The 16,856-nt window shown below is 72.4% G+C and carries 13 protein-coding genes; 8 read left to right on the forward strand and 5 right to left on the reverse strand.

Annotation, left to right across the window (positions count from 1 at the left end; all coding sequences use genetic code 11):
* The first annotated feature begins 74 nt into the window (after window positions 1–74).
* The 3 genes from gltB (at window position 75) to ABZV06_RS15340 (ending at window position 6,979) form a co-directional block, all read left to right on the forward strand.
* Window positions 75–4,787 (forward strand): glutamate synthase large subunit, encoded by a 4,713-nt coding sequence (gene gltB, locus ABZV06_RS15330; RefSeq protein WP_355621763.1) that lies wholly within the window; start codon window positions 75–77, stop codon window positions 4,785–4,787.
* Window positions 4,780–6,324, forward strand: a complete 1,545-nt coding sequence (locus tag ABZV06_RS15335) for a glutamate synthase subunit beta (RefSeq protein ID WP_355621766.1) — start codon at window positions 4,780–4,782, stop codon at window positions 6,322–6,324. Before gltB ends, ABZV06_RS15335 begins: the two co-directional genes overlap by 8 nt.
* A gap of 115 nt (window positions 6,325–6,439) precedes the next feature.
* Window positions 6,440–6,979 carry a hypothetical protein gene (locus ABZV06_RS15340; RefSeq protein WP_355621768.1) on the forward strand — a complete coding sequence of 180 codons (540 nt, stop codon included), beginning with the start codon at window positions 6,440–6,442 and terminating at the stop codon, window positions 6,977–6,979.
* Between the two features lie 267 nt (window positions 6,980–7,246).
* Here ABZV06_RS15340 and ABZV06_RS15345 read toward each other — a convergent pair whose 3' ends face one another.
* Entirely contained in the window at window positions 7,247–8,779 is a 1,533-nt protein-coding gene (locus ABZV06_RS15345; RefSeq protein WP_355621771.1) for a M1 family metallopeptidase, read from the reverse strand.
* A gap of 197 nt (window positions 8,780–8,976) precedes the next feature.
* Here ABZV06_RS15345 and ABZV06_RS15350 point away from each other — a divergent pair, with 197 nt between their 5' ends.
* Together ABZV06_RS15350 and ABZV06_RS15355 are read left to right on the forward strand one after the other, a co-directional pair.
* Window positions 8,977–11,508: an FtsK/SpoIIIE domain-containing protein gene (locus tag ABZV06_RS15350; protein WP_355621774.1), complete on the forward strand. Its 2,532-nt coding sequence runs from the start codon at window positions 8,977–8,979 to the stop codon at window positions 11,506–11,508.
* Window positions 11,509–11,510: 2 nt separating this feature from the next.
* Window positions 11,511–12,464 (forward strand): hypothetical protein, encoded by a 954-nt coding sequence (locus tag ABZV06_RS15355; RefSeq protein WP_355621777.1) that lies wholly within the window; start codon window positions 11,511–11,513, stop codon window positions 12,462–12,464.
* Window positions 12,465–12,494: 30 nt separating this feature from the next.
* On the opposite strand, the gene ABZV06_RS15360 is transcribed toward ABZV06_RS15355, so the two are convergent.
* The 4 genes from ABZV06_RS15360 to ABZV06_RS15375 all read right to left on the reverse strand — a co-directional run bounded on the left by ABZV06_RS15360 (window position 12,495) and on the right by ABZV06_RS15375 (window position 14,911).
* On the reverse strand, window positions 12,495–13,493 hold the full coding sequence (locus ABZV06_RS15360; RefSeq protein WP_355621780.1) for an aminoglycoside phosphotransferase family protein: 999 nt from the start codon (window positions 13,491–13,493) through the stop codon (window positions 12,495–12,497).
* Window positions 13,494–13,596: 103 nt separating this feature from the next.
* Window positions 13,597–14,052: a hypothetical protein gene (locus tag ABZV06_RS15365; protein WP_355621783.1), complete on the reverse strand. Its 456-nt coding sequence runs from the start codon at window positions 14,050–14,052 to the stop codon at window positions 13,597–13,599.
* Complete coding sequence (locus tag ABZV06_RS15370) at window positions 14,046–14,690, reverse strand: hypothetical protein (RefSeq protein WP_355621786.1); 645 nt, start codon at window positions 14,688–14,690, stop codon at window positions 14,046–14,048. Before ABZV06_RS15370 ends, ABZV06_RS15365 begins: the two co-directional genes overlap by 7 nt.
* Window positions 14,687–14,911 (reverse strand): hypothetical protein, encoded by a 225-nt coding sequence (locus ABZV06_RS15375; protein WP_355621789.1) that lies wholly within the window; start codon window positions 14,909–14,911, stop codon window positions 14,687–14,689. Before ABZV06_RS15375 ends, ABZV06_RS15370 begins: the two co-directional genes overlap by 4 nt.
* 314 nt (window positions 14,912–15,225) lie before the next feature.
* Between ABZV06_RS15375 and ABZV06_RS15380 the strand changes: the two genes are divergently transcribed.
* The 3 genes from ABZV06_RS15380 to ABZV06_RS15390 all read left to right on the forward strand — a co-directional run bounded on the left by ABZV06_RS15380 (window position 15,226) and on the right by ABZV06_RS15390 (window position 16,773).
* The gene (locus ABZV06_RS15380; protein WP_355621792.1) at window positions 15,226–15,444 is read left to right on the forward strand and encodes a winged helix-turn-helix domain-containing protein; all 219 of its coding nucleotides are present in this window, start codon (window positions 15,226–15,228) and stop codon (window positions 15,442–15,444) included.
* Window positions 15,445–15,738: 294 nt separating this feature from the next.
* Window positions 15,739–16,008: a DUF6244 family protein gene (locus ABZV06_RS15385; RefSeq protein WP_355621795.1), complete on the forward strand. Its 270-nt coding sequence runs from the start codon at window positions 15,739–15,741 to the stop codon at window positions 16,006–16,008.
* Between the two features lie 318 nt (window positions 16,009–16,326).
* On the forward strand, window positions 16,327–16,773 hold the full coding sequence (locus ABZV06_RS15390) for a hypothetical protein (protein ID WP_355621798.1): 447 nt from the start codon (window positions 16,327–16,329) through the stop codon (window positions 16,771–16,773).
* Window positions 16,774–16,856: the final 83 nt, after the last annotated feature.

Here is a 16,856-nt window from a genome sequence, read left to right on the forward strand (position 1 = left end):
AACGTAGACTCAATAGACCCACGGGCCGACGTCGTCCCCACCATGATCCAACCTGAGTGACGACAGGAGGCCCGGTGGCTCAGCCGTACGCGGATTCGACACAGCCGCACCCGCACAGCCCGCAAGCGTCCCCGACGCCCGGCCCCCGCCCTGAGGCCCAAGGCCTCTACGACCCGGCGCAGGAGCACGACGCCTGCGGGGTGGCCTTCGTGGCTGACCTGTACGGCCGCCGGTCCCATTCCGTCGTGGCCAACGGGCTCGGTGCCCTCTGCCGCCTGGACCACCGTGGCGCCCGGGGCGCGGAGCCCAACACCGGCGACGGCGCCGGCATCATGATCCAGGTGCCGGACGCGTTCCTGCGTGCGGTCGCCGACGTCCCGCTGCCGCCGGCCGGCGAGTACGCCACCGGTCTGGTCTTCCTCCCGGACGACGACGCCGCCGAGGCCCGCGCCCGTCGGGTGGTCGAGAAGTACGCGCTGGTCGAGGGCGCGGACCTGCTCGGCTGGCGGGACGTGCCGGTCGAGCCGGAAGGGCTCGGCGAGACCGCCCTGGCGGCCATGCCGCGGGTCCGGCAGGTCTTCGTGGCCGCCCACCGCCTCACCGACTCGCCCGCCGGGCCGGCCGGCACCCCGCTGCGCGGCATCGAGTTGGACCGGGTGGCGTTCTGCCTGCGGAAGCAGGCCGAGCGGGAGACCGCCGAGCGCGGCGTGCCGGCGTACTTCCCGTCGCTGTCCAGCCGCACCATGGTCTACAAGGGCATGCTCACGCCCGACCAGCTGCCGGCGTTCTACCCCGACCTGCGTGACGAGCGCGTCGACAGCGCGATCGCCCTGGTGCACTCCCGCTTCTCCACGAACACGTTCCCGTCGTGGCCGCTGGCGCACCCGTACCGGTTCATCGCCCACAACGGCGAGATCAACACGATCCGTGGCAACCGGAACTGGATGCAGGCCCGCGAGGCGCTGCTGCGCTCGCCGAACGTGCCGGGCAACATCCGCCGGGTCTTCCCGGTCTGCACCCCCGCCGCCTCCGACTCGGCCAACTTCGACGAGGTGCTGGAGCTGCTGCACCTGGCGGGCCGGAGCCTGCCGCACGCGGTGCTCATGATGATCCCCGAGGCGTGGGAGAACGACCCCGGCATGCAGCCGGACAAGCGGGCGTTCTACCGCTTCCACGCGAGCCTCATGGAGCCGTGGGACGGGCCGGCGTCGGTCGCCTTCACCGACGGCGAGATCGTCGGCGCGGTGCTGGACCGCAACGGGCTGCGCCCGGGGCGTTGGTGGCAGACCGACGACGGTCTCGTCGTGCTGGGCTCCGAGGCGGGCGTACTCGACCTCGACCCGGCCCACGTGGTCGCCAAGGGCCGCCTCCAGCCGGGCAGGATGTTCCTGGTCGACACCGTGGCCGGCCGCATCGTGCACGACGACGAGATCAAGTCCGAGTTGGCCGCCGCCGAGCCGTACGCCGAGTGGCTGCACGCCGGGCTGATCGAGCTGGACGACCTGCCGGCCCGCGAGCACACCGTCTACACCCACGACTCGGTACGTCGTCGCCAGCAGGCCTTCGGCTACACGCAGGAGGAGCTGAAGGTCCTGCTCGCGCCGATGGCCCGTACCGGCGCGGAGCCGTTGGGCTCGATGGGCACCGACACCCCGATCGCGCCGCTGTCGACCCGCCCGCGACTGCTCTACGACTACTTCCACCAGCTCTTCGCGCAGGTCACCAACCCGCCGCTGGACGCCATCCGCGAGGAGCTGGTGACCAGCCTGGCGTCGACGATCGGGCCGGAGGGCAACCTTCTCGACCCCAACGCGGCGAGCTGCCGGCAGATCGTGCTGCCGCACCCGATCATCGACAACGACGAGCTGGCCAAGATCCTCTCCATCGACGAGGACGGTGACCTGCCCGGCTTCAAGGCCGTCCGGGTCTCCGGCCTGTACCGCGTCCGGGAGGGCGCTGCGGGGATCAAGGCGCGGCTGATCGAGATCTGCCGGCACGTCTCCGAGGCCATCGAGGACGGCGTCCGCATCCTGGTGCTCTCCGACCGGGACACCAACGCCGATCTCGCGCCGATCCCGTCACTGCTGCTCACCGCCGCCGTGCACCAGCACCTGGTCCGCGAGCAGACGCGTACGCAGGCGGCGTTGATCGTGGAGTCCGGCGACTGCCGGGAGGTGCACCACGCGGCGGTCCTCATCGGGTACGGCGCCGCGGCGGTCAACCCGTACCTGGCGTTCGAGTCCGTGGAGGACATGATCGCCACTGGTGTGCTCGCCGGGGTCGAGCCGGCCGCGGCGGTGCGCAACTACGCCAAGGCGCTCGGCAAGGGCGTCCTGAAGATCATGTCCAAGATGGGCATCTCGACGGTCTCGTCGTACTGCGGCGCGCAGGTCTTCGAGGCGGTCGGCCTGGACAGTCGACTCATCGACAGGTACTTCCGGGGCACCCCGAGCCGGATCGGCGGCGTCGGGCTGGCCGGTGTGCACACCGAGGTGGCCGCCCGGCACGCGCTGGCCTGGCCGCCGGCCGGCACCGCCGACTCGGACCGGCTTGAGGTCGGTGGCGAGTACCAGTGGCGTCGCGAGGGTGAGCTGCACCTGTTCAACCCGGAGACGGTCTTCCTGCTGCAACACGCCACCCGCAGCCGGCAGTACGACGTCTTCCGCCAGTACACGTCCAAGGTGGACGGGCTCGCCGCGCAGGCCGGCTCGCTGCGGGGTCTGTTCACCCTGCGCACCGGGGTCCGTCCGCCGGTGCCGATCGAGGAGGTCGAGCCGGCCACCGAGATCGTCAGGCGGTTCGCCACCGGCGCCATGTCGTACGGCTCGATCTCCGCCGAGGCGCACGAGACGCTCGCCATCGCGATGAACCGCCTCGGCGGCAAGTCCAACACCGGCGAGGGCGGCGAGGACGTCGATCGGCTGCACGACCCGCTACGCCGCTCCGCGGTCAAGCAGATCGCCAGCGGCCGATTCGGTGTCACCAGCGAATACCTGGTCAACGCCGACGACCTTCAGATCAAGATGGCCCAGGGCGCGAAGCCCGGCGAGGGCGGCCAGCTCCCCGGTAACAAGGTCTGGCCGTGGATCGCCCGTACCCGGCACGCCACCCCCGGCGTCGGCCTCATCTCCCCGCCGCCGCACCACGACATCTACTCCATCGAGGACCTGGCCCAGCTCGTACACGACCTGAAGTGCGTCAACCCGGCGGCCCGGGTGCACGTCAAGCTGGTCAGCGAGGTGGGCGTCGGCACCGTCGCCGCGGGCGTGGCCAAGCTCAAGGCCGACGTCATCCTGATCTCCGGTCACGACGGCGGCACGGGCGCGTCCCCGATGAACTCGCTCAAGCACGCCGGCACCCCCTGGGAGTTGGGGCTGGCCGAGGCGCAGCAGACGCTGCTGCTCAACAAGCTGCGCGACCGGGTCACCGTGCAGGTCGACGGCCAGCTCAAGACCGGTCGGGACGTCCTGGTCGCGGCGCTGCTCGGCGCGGAGGAGTTCGGTTTCGCGACCGCGCCGCTGATCGTCTCGGGCTGCGTGATGATGCGGGTCTGCCACCTGGACACCTGTCCGGTCGGCATCGCCACCCAGAACCCGGTGCTGCGCGAGCGTTACACGGGCACCCCGGAGTTCGTCGAGAACTTCTTCCTGTTCCTCGCCGAGGAGGTCCGGGGATACCTGGCCGAGCTGGGTCTGCGGTCGATCGAGGAGGCCATCGGGCAGAGCGAACTGCTCGACGTGGCCCCGGCGGTGTCGCACTGGAAGGCCCACGGGCTCGACCTGGCCCCCGTCCTGCACCTGCCGGAGCTGCCCGCCGGCACCGCCCGACGCGGGGTACGCGCCCAGGACCACGGTCTGGAGCAGGCCCTGGACAACGAGCTGATCGCGCTGGCCGCCCCGGCGCTGTCCGAGGGAGCGCCGGTCCGGGTCGAGGTGGCGGTGCGCAACGAGCACCGCAGCGTCGGCGCGATGCTCGGCGGCGAGGTGACCCGCCGCTTCGGCGGCGACGGCCTTCCCGAGGACACCATCGAGTTCGTGCTGCACGGCACGGCCGGCCAGTCGTTCGGCGCGTTCCTGCCGAAGGGCGTCACCCTGCGGCTGCACGGCGACGCCAACGACTACGTGGGCAAGGGCCTCTCCGGTGGGCGCATCGTCGTCCGTCCGGACGCCGCCGCGCCGTTCCTGGACCCCGACGCCGAGCCGGGGCAGCGCGCGGAGGACCAGATCATCGCGGGCAACACCATCCTGTACGGCGCGACCGCGGGCGAGGTCTTCCTGCGTGGCCGGGTCGGGGAGCGCTTCGCGGTCCGCAACTCCGGAGCGGTCGCCGTCGTCGAGGGCGTCGGCGACCACGGCTGCGAGTACATGACCGGCGGCACCGTGGTGGTGCTCGGCGCGACCGGCCGTAACTTCGCCGCCGGCATGTCGGGCGGAATGGCGTTCGTGCACCGGTTGGACCGGTCCCGGGTCAACGCGGAGCTGGTCGACCTGGCGCCGTTGCGTGAGCAGGAGCAGACGCTGCTGCACGAGCTGGTCCAGCGGCACGTCGCCGAGACCGGTTCGGCGGTCGCCGAGGAGCTGCTCAAGCGCTGGCCGGAGGCGGTGGCCGAGTTCACCGCCGTGGTGCCCCGCGACTACCGCCGGGTGCTGGAGATCATGAAGGCCGCCGAAGCCGCCGGCCACGACGTCGACGACGCGGTCATGAAAGAACTGGCCGCGCCGGCTGTGCCGGAGATGCCGGTGCCGCCCGCCCCGCGGGTGGCGGCCCAGGAGGTGGCTCGTGCCTGACCCGAACGGTTTCCTGCGCTACGACCGGCGGTTGCCGGCCCGCCGCCCGGTGCCGGTGCGGATCAGCGACTGGCGCGAGGTCTACCCGCCGGCCGGCGAAGAGCTGGTCCGCGAGCAGGCCACCCGCTGCATGGACTGCGGCATCCCGTTCTGCCACAGCGACACTGCCGGCTGCCCACTTGCGAATCGAATTCCGGACTGGAACGACCTGGTGCGGACCGGCAACTGGGACGCCGCCGTGGAGTCCCTGCACGCCACCAACAACTTCCCGGAGTTCACCGGCCGACTCTGCCCGGCACCCTGCGAGGCGGCGTGCGTCCTCGGCATCGCCGGTGGTCAGCCGGTGACGATCAAGCAGGTCGAGGTGGAGATCGCCGACGCAGCGGCGGCGCGCGGGTTCACCCCCCGCGCGGTTCCGACGCCGTCGGGCCGCTCGGTGGCCGTGGTCGGCTCCGGGCCCGCTGGTCTCGCTGCCGCACAGCAGCTCGCCCGCGCCGGTCACGCCGTGACCGTGTACGAGCGTGACGACGCGATCGGCGGCCTGCTCCGGTACGGCATCCCCGACTTCAAGTTGGAGAAGCGGCACATCGACGCCCGGTTGGCGCAGCTCACCGCCGAGGGGGTGCAGTTCCGCACGGGCGTGAACGTCGGTGTCGACGTCACCGCCGAGCAGTTGCGCGCCGAGCACGACGCGGTGCTGCTGGCCTGCGGGGCGTTGCAGGGCCGGGACACTCCGGAGACCCCGGGGCGGGCGCTTCGGGGCGTACACCAGGCGATGGCGCACCTGGTCGCGGCGAATCGGGCGGTCGCCACCGCGGCCACCGACGAAGCCGGCGTGGTGCCCACCGGGGAGCGCCGGCTGGCGCGGGCGGTGCTGCCCGACGGCACCCCGATCGACGCGGCCGGCAAGCACGTCGTGATCATCGGTGGCGGCGACACGGCTGCCGACTGCCTCGGCGTCGCGCACCGGCAGGGCGCTGCCGGCGTACACCAGCTCGACCTGTACCCGCAGCCGCCGCAGGAGCGCGACGAGGCGCGGGACCCGTGGCCCACGTGGCCGTGGCTCCTGCGCAGCTACCCGGCGCACGAGGAGGGCGGCGAGCGCGTCTTCGCGGTCGCGGTGCAGGAGTTCGTGGACGACGGCACCGGCCAGGTGCGTGCGGTGCGGATCGCCGAGGTGACGGTGGAGAAGGTCGACGGCCGACGGGTCGTCACCGTGGTGCCGGGTTCCGAACGGGAGCTGCCCGCCGACCTGGTGCTGCTGGCGATCGGCTTCGAGGGCACCGAGCGGCAGCCGCTGCTGGAGCAGTTCGGGGTGGCCCGCAACCCCCGGGGCGCCATCGACGCCCGGGACGACTGGCAGACCGACGCCGACGGCGTGTTCGTCGCCGGGGACATGCACCGGGGCGCCTCGCTGATCGTCTGGGCCATCGCCGAGGGGCGCGCGGTGGCCGCCGCGATCCACGGCTACCTGGGCGGTGTCGGCGCGCTGCCGGCACCGGTCGGCCCGGCCGCGCAGCCGCTCGCCGTCCGCTGAGATCGTCCGGTCGGCGCGGCGGACAACCGTCGCGCCGACCGGAGGACGAGGCACTGAGACTGCGGTCACCGAATCCGGGACCGGACGTCACGAAGATCATCGTTACGCTGCGATCATGGACAACGAGGAGCGGTTGCGGCGTACCCGTCGCTGGCTGTGGATCGTGCTGATCGGCCTGTTCCTGAGCGGCGTCACCGCGTTTCCGCTGGAGATCGAGGTGCGTTGGTTGCTGCGCGCGCTGGACCCGCTCGCCGGCCAGTTCCCGGCGCTGGTCGGCTGGATCGATCGGGTCCACACGGGACTCGTGACCGCGGACCGGGACTACCCGTTCCTGCTCTACGGCACCGACTGGCTGGCCTTCGCCCACCTGGTGCTGGCGGTGGCGTTCTGGGGGCCGCTGCGTGACCCGGTGCGCAACGTCTGGGTGGTGCAGGTCGGCATGTTCGCCTGCGCGGGGATCGTCCCGTTGGCGCTGATCTGCGGCCCGATCCGGGACATCCCCTGGTTCTGGACGCTCGTCGACCTGTCCTTCGCGGTCGGGGCGTTCCCGCCGCTCTGGTTCGCCTACCGGCACATCCGCGCCGTCGAGGCGAGCACGGCCGCGGCGGCGGGGCCCCCGGCGACCGTAAGCCCTTCGGTGGCGCCGGCGTCCTGAGCCGCCCGCCTGAATCCGGTCGCTGGTGACGACTCCGGCCCGGGGGCCAGCCTCCCCACGCGCGTCCTTTGCTCTGCTTCACTCCACGCAACACCGCACGTCCGATAGTCGGACAACCGGTGTTGCGTCCGTTGAAGCAGAGCAAAGGACGCGTGGGGGAGGGGCGACAGGCGCAGCGGTGGTAGGCGAGATCGCTGCGGCGGGACCAGCGGGGACGCGGAAAGGCCCGCCGCCTCGGCGACGGGCCTTTCCGGGTGACGACTGCCGCTAGTGCGACAGCAGCTCGTGGGACTCGCGGATCTTGGCCCAGGACTTCGGTTCGGCCGGTGGCGCGGCCTTGCGTGCGGCGCTGGCCACGTCGGGACGGCCAGCGGTGAACAGCCAGGTGGTGAACAGCTCGTCCAGGTCCAGACCGGAAATCCGCTCGGCCAGAGCCTGGAACTGCTCGATGGTGCCGTTGCCGTACCGGTGCTCGGCCGTCCACGCCGGCAGGATCGCGAAGAACGCGTCGTCGCCGACGGCCAGCCGGAGCTGGTGCAGGGTCATCGCGCCCCGGTCGTACACCGCGTCGTCGAAGACCCGGTCGGCGCCCGGGTCACCGGGCAGCACCTGCCAGAAATCGTCGTCGGCGGGGTAGCTGGCGTAGGTGAAGTCGAAGACCTCCTGCGCGGTGCCCTCGCCCTGCTCCTCCGACCAGAGCCACTCGGCGTACGAGGCGAAGCCCTCGTTGAGCCAGATGTTGCGCCACTCGGCCACCGAGACCGAGTCACCGAACCACTGGTGGGCGTTCTCGTGGGCCACCACGTACGTGTTGGCGCCGCGCCGCCAGAAGCCCGGCCCGTACACCGGGCGGGTCTGCGTCTCCAGGGCGAAACCGATGCCGTCCACCGGCCCGGCCACGCCACCCTGCGCCTCGAACGGGTACGGGCCGAAGATCCCGCTCTCCCAGTCGACGATCTCACCGGTCCGCTCGATGCTGGCCCGCGCGGCCGGCCCGAGCGCGCCCAGCGAGGTGCTGTACGCGTTGATCACCGGCTGGCCGCCCGGCGTGGTGTCGGTGACGATGTCGTACTGGCCGATGGCCATGAAGGCCAGGTACGGCGCGGTGGGGGAGGTGGTCCGCCAGATCCACCGGGTGCGGTTGCCGGCCTCGGCCGCCGGTGGCCTCGGCTGCACGCCGTTGCTGATCACCTCGACACCGGTGGGCACCGACACGGAGATGTCGAAGGTCGCCTTGTCCAGCGGGTGGTCGTTGCTCGGGAACCACCACCACGCCGACTCGGGCTCGTTGACCGCGAGCGCCCCGTCATCGGTACGCGTCCAGCCGCTGTAGCCGCCGACCAGGGTCTCGGACGGAACGCCGCCGTAGCGCACCACGATGGTGAGCTGCTCGCCCCGGGTGATGGTGCGGGCCGGGGTGACGACCAGCTCGTGCGTGCCCGCGGTGCTGGCGCCGGCCTCCCACCCGTTGACCCGTACCGACTCGACGTCGAGCAGGAAGTCCAGGTTGAACGCCGAGAGGTCCTGCGTCGCCGTGGCGAGGATCGTGGTGGTGCCGGTGAGCCGGTCGGTGGCCGGGTCGTAGCGCAGCCGGACGTCGTAGTGCGAGACGTCGTAGCCACCGTTGCCGTAGTCGGGGTAGTAGGTGTCGCCCAGGCCGGGCGCGCCGGGTTGCGGCACGGCGGTGACGACGGGACGGCCCCAGGCCGTCGGGGCGGCTGAAGCGGACGCGCCGGTGAGCATGGTGCCGGCGGTGGTGAGGGTCAGGGCGGCGGTGGCCGCCGTGAGGACTCGACGCACGAGGTGGACTCCCTCCATCGGGTGTTCGCACCGCAAACCTAATCGAGAACTGTGAACGTCGCTGGCCCGACAGGCGCGCAACGTGTCACAACCGTCGGCCGCCACGACCCGAAAGCGGGGGTCGGTTACTGTCCCGGTGTCACCGCTGTCCGTTAGGGTTTCCGCGGACCGGACGGCCGTGGCGTGGGAGGCACAACGTGGGCAGGCTCGCGTCGGTGTACGGCCAGGCGGTCACCGCCCACCGGGCGGCCCGTTCCCACCTGGACGCGGCCCGGGCCGTGCTCGGCGCGGCACCACCTCCGACGCCGCAGGCCGGTGGGGCCGACCTCGTCGCCCGACTCGCGCGCCTCGGCGCCGCGCTGGCCACCCCCACCCCCGGCGCGGCCACCCTGACCGACGACCCGGTCGCGTTACGGATCGGCGAGGCGTCCACCGAGGACGGCGGGTTCGCCGTGCTGGTGCCGCTCGGCGGCGGCCACCACCTGGCACTGGACACCGACGCCCGGGACGGGCGGGTCGCGGCGCTGCTGCGGGCGGTGGTGCTGCGGCTGGTGGCCACCGCACCGCCCGGTCGGGTCCGGGTCGCCGGCATCGACACCGCCGCGCTGGGCGCGACCTTCGGTCCGCTGCGCCCGTTGCTCGACGCCGGGGTGCTCGACCCGCCGGCCACCAGCGAGACCGAGGTGGCCGCTCTGCTGGACACCGCCGAACGGCACGCCCGCGCCGCCCAGCACGCCGAACCCGCCACGCGGCAGTTGCTGCTCGTCGTCGCGACCGCCGCGCCCGCGCCACGCGAGCTGGCCCGACTCGCCGCGCTCACCCACGCCGGCCCGGCCGCCGCCGTCTGCGTGCTCCTCGCCGGGCATCCGTCCCGGCTGCCCGGCGAGACGTCGCCGCCGCTGGGCAGCACCACCGCCATCCGGCTCGCCGAGGGGTACGCACAGGTCGGCGACCCGGCCGGCATGCCGTTCAGCGCCGACGGCAGCGGTCTCGCCGCACCCGTGCTGCTCGACGGCGATCCGCCGCCGGCGTCGGTCCGCGCGCTCGCGGAGCACGTCGGCGCCGCCGCCCGTCGCGCCGACGCGCTGCCGTTCGCCGCGCTGCTGCCCGAGCGACGCTGGGCCGAGTCCGCGGCCAACGGCCTGCGCACCGTCGTCGGCCGGGCTGGCCCGGCACCGCTGACCGTCGCCTTCGACGACGTCACCCCGCACTGGCTGGTCGGCGGGCGCACCGGCGCGGGCAAGACCGTCTTCCTCCTCGACGTCCTGTACGGGCTGGCCGCGCGCTACTCGCCCGCCGAGTTGCAGCTCTACCTGCTCGACTTCAAGGAGGGCGTGAGTTTCACCGAGTTCGTGCCCACCGGTCGCGACCCGTCCTGGCTGCCGCACGCCCGCGCGGTCGGCATCGAGTCCGACCGCGAGTACGGCCTGGCGGTGCTGCGCGAGCTGCGCCGCGAGGCGCAGCGGCGTGCCACCGCGCTGAAGCGGCACGGTGTCACCAAGCTCGCCGACCTCCCGCGGGACAATCCGCTGCCGCGCGTCGTGGCCGTCATCGACGAGTTCCACGTGCTGCTCGCCGGCAACGACGCCCTGGCCCGCGAGGCGGTCGACCTGCTGGAGGAGTTGGCCCGCAAGGGCCGCTCGTACGGCATCCACCTGGTGCTGGCCAGCCAGAGCATGACCGGGATCGAGGCGCTCTACGGTCGGGCCGAGGCGATCTTCGGGCAGTTCGCCCTGCGGGTGGCGTTGCCCGGCGGCGGTGGCGTCCTCGACCAGCTCAACGACGCCGCCGCGGCCCTGCCGATCGGCGCGGCCGTGGTCAACACCGCAGCCGGCGCGGTCGGCGCGGACACCGTCGTGCGCTTCCCGGACGCGCACGCCGCCGCCGGCGACCTGGCCGCGCTGCGCCACGAGCTGTGGCAGGCCCGGCCGCCGGGCTCGCGGGCCCCGGCGGTCTTCAAGGGGTACGAGGCGGCGCGCGTCGAGGACGATCCCACCTTCGCCGGACTGCGCCCCGGTGGTCGACGTCCCATGGCGCTGGTCGGCCGGACTGTCGACGTGCACGGCACCACCGCACTGTTCCTGATGGACACCACCCCCGGCCGGCACCTCGCCGTCGTCGGCACCACACCGGCCGGCGCGGACGTGCTGCGCGCCGCGACGCTGAGCCTGGCCCGTCAACACACCCCCGGTGACGTCCGGTTCCAGGTGGCCTCGTTGGTCACCGCCGCCGACCCGGTCGCCGCCGAGACCGAGGCCGCGCTGCGGTCCGCCGGCCATCCGGTGCACCGCCTCGACGCGGCCGGGCTGCGCGACCGGATCGCCGCGTTGGCCGCCGAGCCGGCCGGCCGGGAATACCTGGTGGTGTTCGGGATGGACGCCGCCGCGCCGGTGCTCGGGGCGTCCGACCCGGTGACGTTCCGCTCCGGCCTGGACGACCTGCGTGCCCTGTTGCGCCAGGGGCCGGCCCAGGGCATGCACCTGCTCGGCTGGTGGCGTGGCCTGCGCCGGCTCTCCGACGACCTCGGCGGCACCCAGAACCGGGACGACATCGCCTGCCTCGTCGCGCTCAACGTGCCCGGGCCCGAGCTGGCCCTGCACCTCGGGGTGCACGACCTGGCCTACACGCCCCGCGCCGACCGGGCGCTGCTGATCGACAGGCACGACCAGCGGACCAGGCTGATCGTGCCGTTCGCCCGCGACGGGCACGACTCGGACGGGGAGCGTTGACGGTGTCCTTCGAGGAGTACGCGGCGCTGGCCCGACAGCTCGCCGACCACCGCCGTGCCGGTGAGCGGGATGCCGCCGCCGAGTCCGAGCGCCGCCGTGACCTGTACGCCGCCGCCGACTACCTGCACCAGCGGCTGACCGCCCAGGGCCAGCGTCTCGACCAGCTCGGCCGCGCCATCGGCGTCGACCAGCCGCCGATGCCCGAGACCTCCGCTGCCCCACCCGACCCATGGACACCGCCCATCCCGCCCACCGCGCCTGGCCCCTCCGCCCCGCCGGCGTCGGCCGCGTCGAGCCCGTGGGCCCCACCCGGCTCGTCGGTCCCGCCCGGCTCGTCGGTCCCGCCCGGCTCGTCGGCCGTGCCCGGCTCGTCGGCTGCGCCCGGACCGAGGGACGGGGATTTCGCCGGCGCAGCCGGCGCGCCGGGGCGGGCGGGTGTCGGGGCGTACTCCGAGCTGCCGGCGGGGCAGGCGCGGCTGGCGCTGCCGACGGCGGTGAGTTCGGCGGGCGTCGGGCTGCCGACGCAGCGCGCGGCGGTGGTCGACCCGGTGGTGGAGCTGGAGCTGGCCCGACGGATGGCCGACGAGGCCGACCGGCACGGGCAGCAGGCCGAGCTGCTGGCCCAGCGGCCGGCGCTGCTGCCGACGTGGTCGCCGCTGGCGCGGGCGGTCGCCGTCTACGCGGCCTGCGGGGCGGCGGGCGGGGTGTTGATGCTGACGCTGGTGCTCGCGTCCGGGATCGGCCTGGTCGACGGTTTCACCCTCGGCGCGTGGATCTGCGCGGGCCTGCCGGCGCTGGCGTTCTTCGGGGGCTACCTGGTGCTGGGCCGGTGGGGGAGGCCCGCCATGGTGGCCGGCACGCCGCCGCGCTACCTGCCGCTCGGATTCGCGATCTGCTTCCTGCTGGTGCCGCTGGGCTACTGCGCCTACCTGGTGCTGTTCCGCGCCCTGCGCTGACGGCGTTGATCCGGGCTGCCGCGAAGGACGTCAGCCGCCCGCACGGGCCGACGGAGTCGCGCGCCGCAGTTCGGTCAGCTCGTGGTCCAGCAGGTCGGCCAGTCGCTCGAAGCGGTCGGGCCGATTCTCGCGGGTGATCCCCCGGCTGGGCATCTCGACAGTCATCAACAGGTACAGGTGCAGGCGGTAGAGGCTGAGCCGACGCAGGGCGGCCTCGTCGAAGAGCACCGGATGGCCGGCGGCGGCGCGGTAGCCGCGAAGGAACGGATTGTTGGGTTCGTCCTCCGCCCGTCGATAGATCAGCGGCGACACCAGATCCATCAGCGGGTCGCCGAAGAGGAACCGCTCACCGTCGACGATCCCGCGCAGGCGCAGGTTGCCATCGGTCTCGGGTTCCGCGAGCACGTTGCCGTCCCAGCCGTCGAAGTGCAGCAGCGCCGGCCGACGTACCTCGTCCAGGACCGACGCGTACCGCTCGGGCAGCTCCCGGATCCGGTCCGGCGAGGCGGGCAGCCGGACGTCCCAGTCCCCGGCGTCGGCGAGCAGCCCGTCGAGCATGGCGGTGAACGCCTCGCGCCACGTCGCGCCGCTCGCCCGAGGGCCGTCGTACCCGTAACGGTCGCCGGTCACCCGGTGCAGCGCGGCGAGCGCGGCTCCGAAGTCGTACCGGGCCGGGCCGTCGTCGAGGCGCTGCGCCGACTCCGACCACTCCCACAGCGAGCGACCCGGCAGCAGGCCCATGAACAGCCACTCGCCGAGCTCCGGATCGTCGCCGTGGTGCAGCAGCGGTGGCACGGGCACCTGCGGCGCGTGCGCGGCCACGAGTCGGAAGTACCGCGCCTCCGCACCGCAGAGGCCCCGCTCGTAGCGCAGCAGCGGCGCGTCGGCCGGCGGGGCCACCTTCAGCACCACCTCGCGCCCGCCGTCGAGCGCCACCCGCCACACTGTCGCGAAGCCGCCGCCCGAGATGGGCGCACAGTCCACCATCACACGGTCCGCGCCGAAGGACGCCTCCACGTAGCGGCGCACCTGATCACGGTCCAGTGATCGCTGTGTGCGGCTCAGCGCCTCCACCCCGGCGTACCTTCCTCCCCGTCGCGACGCCCGCCAGAGTGCCAGATTCGTCGGAGAATCACCGTCCTGGTGCGCCGCAGACGTCCCCGCCCTGCGCGGCGTTGTCGGCGAGCTGCGCCGCCGCTGCGAGGACGCCATCCCGTTCCTGCTCGGTGCACCCCTCGTCCTCCAGCAGCCCGAGCAGCAACACCGTCCGGGCGACGATGGCCGGCGCGTCGTCGGGCACTGAAGGCCGTTCGCCGAGCGCCGCCCACACCAGCCTTTCGGCCAGCGCCGGATCGACGTCCGAACCGGTGACGTCGTAGCGTTCCCGCGCCGACGCCACGAACCGGATCACCGGCGCCCGGTCCTGGCCGGCGACGAATCGCCGTCGCACGGCCACCAGCAGTGCCCCGGCGAGCAGGTCCGCGTACCGCCGCCAGTCCGCCTCGGTGAACCGGCGCAGCCGCCGCTCGTGCCCGCGCAGTCGTCCGGCCAGCAGGCCGCGCAGCGCCGCGTGCGGGTCGGTCACCATCGTCGCCTCCTGATCATCGTGAGTCGGTTCTCCCGCCGGTGCCTCCTGAGCACCAGGCTCATCGCCACACGGCAGCCGCTTGCGATCTCGCTGGTGCTGGCTGTGCTTTTCGGCATGGACGGCGCCGGGTCCGTGCCCGCGCCGGTCAACGCCGCCACCGAGCGGTCGATGCGGCAGCCGCCGACCGCAAGCCGCGTGACGACGATGTCCAACCGGGTGACGGCCGCCGCAAACCGCCGGGCCGCGACCACGTCCGCCGCGTTGTGGGTACGCCGCAATCGGTCCTCGGCCGCGGCCAACCGCCATCGAGTACGGGCGGCCAGCGCGGCGGCCCGGTCGGCGTCGACCCGAGCTGTCCGCAGCCCGGCGAGCAGCTCACCCGCTGTCGCGGTCACCGACGATGTGCGATCGGCGGCCAGCCCGGCGTAGACCAGACTGAGCGCCCGCCAGCACTCGGTGACCGCGTCCTGCCAGGGCAGTCGTCGGCCGGGTGGCCCCGCACCATGCAGGTGCGCACCGGCCCGGTCGGCGGCGGCGATCGTGGCCAGCCAAGCATCGCGCAGGTCGTCCACCGCGTCGTCGTGGGGCGTTCGCGCGGCCCGCTGCTTGTCGCACGGGTTCGGTGGTTCCCCCTTCACTGTTCCGCCTCGGCGGTGGCCTTGACCAGGCGGGCGAAGAGGACGTCGCTGCATGGATAGTCCATGCCGCACTCGCAGACCCACCTGCGGACCACGCGCGGCGGATGGGCGAAAAGGGTGTCGTCGGCGTCCTCGACGTCCTGCTCGGACACGAGCCGCCGGGCTGGCGGGGGTGCGGAGGGTGGTGGGTCGGTGGGCTGGTCGTCGGGTCGATCGGGCATCGGGTGCTCCCGTCCGGTCGTCTCCTCGCTGGTCAATGCGTTGCTCGTGCCGGCGCGGACCCGGTACGGGCCGGCCGGGCGACGATGCGCTGGGACGGCGTGCGGGCACGCCCCGGCACGCCCGGTCGGACGGGGGGACCGGCCGACCGAGCGCCTTACCTATGCGGTGGGGAAGAACCAACTCCGGTTTGCAGACCTGGGAGCCGGTCGAAGGGAGCTTTACACAACTAGTCACAGATAGCAAGCATGACAACACGTTACTTGTCATGGGTAGTTGCGCGTGATCGAATGGCGGGGCAGACCTGGGAGTCCATATGCCCGTCAAACCAAAGTGGGAACAGCTCGCGGATCACATCCGGGGCCAGATCGAGTCGGGAGAACTCGCGCCGGGGGACAAGTTGCCGTCCACGGTGCAGCTCAAGACTCAGCACGGCGTGTCGACGACCGTAGTGCGGCAAGCCATCCTGGTCCTACAGACGCAGGGTTGGGTGCAGGGCGTGCACGGCCTCGGCGTGTTCGTCGCTGATCGTTGACCGCTCGGCGCCTGCTGTCGCGGTGAATCCTTCGAGATCTTGGACAGTTTCCGTTCTGAGCTAACAGAAACTGTCCAAGATCTAGTGAACGCGGTCCGGGTTCCTTGATCACTTGATGGGTGCCAGTTGTCGAGCGCCTGCCGTGACTGGTCAGCATCAAGTGATCTTCGCGAACGACGTCACGCAGGTGACGACTGGGCGATCGGGCGGTCGCGCTCCGTGCGCGGATCTCGTACGCTCCCTTGTGGTCTCCGCCCGTGCGGTGGTGGAGGCGATGGTCAACCACGGGGGAGGATGCGCGTGAGCGCAGCACAGATCATCGCGAGGTTGGCGGCGGCGTCGCAGAAGCTCGACGAGGCGAAGGCCAAGACCGCAGCGGCAGCACAGGACGCGGCCGAGGCGCGGAGCCTCGTGGCCGGTGCTCTGGAGGGCGTCGCCGCCGGGCCGCTAGTCGGCATGATCGATGCGTACCGTCAGGCATTGGCGCAGGCGTCCCAGGGCGGCGAGCCGGCCAAGCAGCACGTCCAGGAGACGATCGCCAAGGTCCGCGCACTGGGAAACTGACCACGGGTGGTGGTAGCGCAACCCACCAACCACCCGTCCGACCAGCAGTTCCACCGCCTGAGCCGGGGCTCGGTCGACGTGCTCGTCCATCGCCAGACGCCGTCCAACCGCGCGAGCACGATGCAGAAGCTCCTCGGTGGGAGCGCCGGGCAGACGCGGTCGTCGCCTATTCACCACAGGGAGTCGGGCTGACCAGCGGCATGCTCGGTGTGCTGGTGGCACCGAACAAGATCGTGGGCGTTGGACTCGTGATACTCGGGTCCACTGTCGATACAGTCACGACCTGGTGGGACAGGCGTCAGAAGCGGAGGAGCAGCGGTGCGTATTGACGAGCATGTGGAGGGGGCGGTACGAGAGGCCTACCGTGCTGTCATCGCAAAGGACGGCGACCGTCTAGCCGCGACGTTCGCTGGACTAAACGAGGACGAGGCTCAGATGGCCGTCCGCTATGCCGTCTTCGTCGTCGGTTTCATCGTCAAGGATGTCTTTCGTAACGGCGCGACCGAGGCCGAGTTGTCCGAACTGGCTGACAAGATCATCGCCAGCGAGTCTCCATGGGTGGACCTCGGTCCACGTGAAGATCTCGCCACGCTCCTAGCCGCAGCCACCAGCGGCAATATCGTTGCCAGTTCGACTGCTCGCGCTGATGTCGTCGGCAACACCCTCGTCGTCGGTGGATTTCTGCTCACGAGCTTCCGGCTCGATGACCAGCGCTGGTGGAACTACCTCGATGAGATTTGGACCGCTATGGAGGCGGCGGGCTGACGCGCGTGCTTGATCCTGTCCAGGCGGGACCGCCTGCCGATCCTCTCGGTGCTGTCGGATAGGTGTCACCGGGCGTGGTGAGG

Source organism: Micromonospora sp. NPDC005172, assembly GCF_040608555.1.
Lineage (GTDB): Bacteria > Actinomycetota > Actinomycetes > Mycobacteriales > Micromonosporaceae > Micromonospora.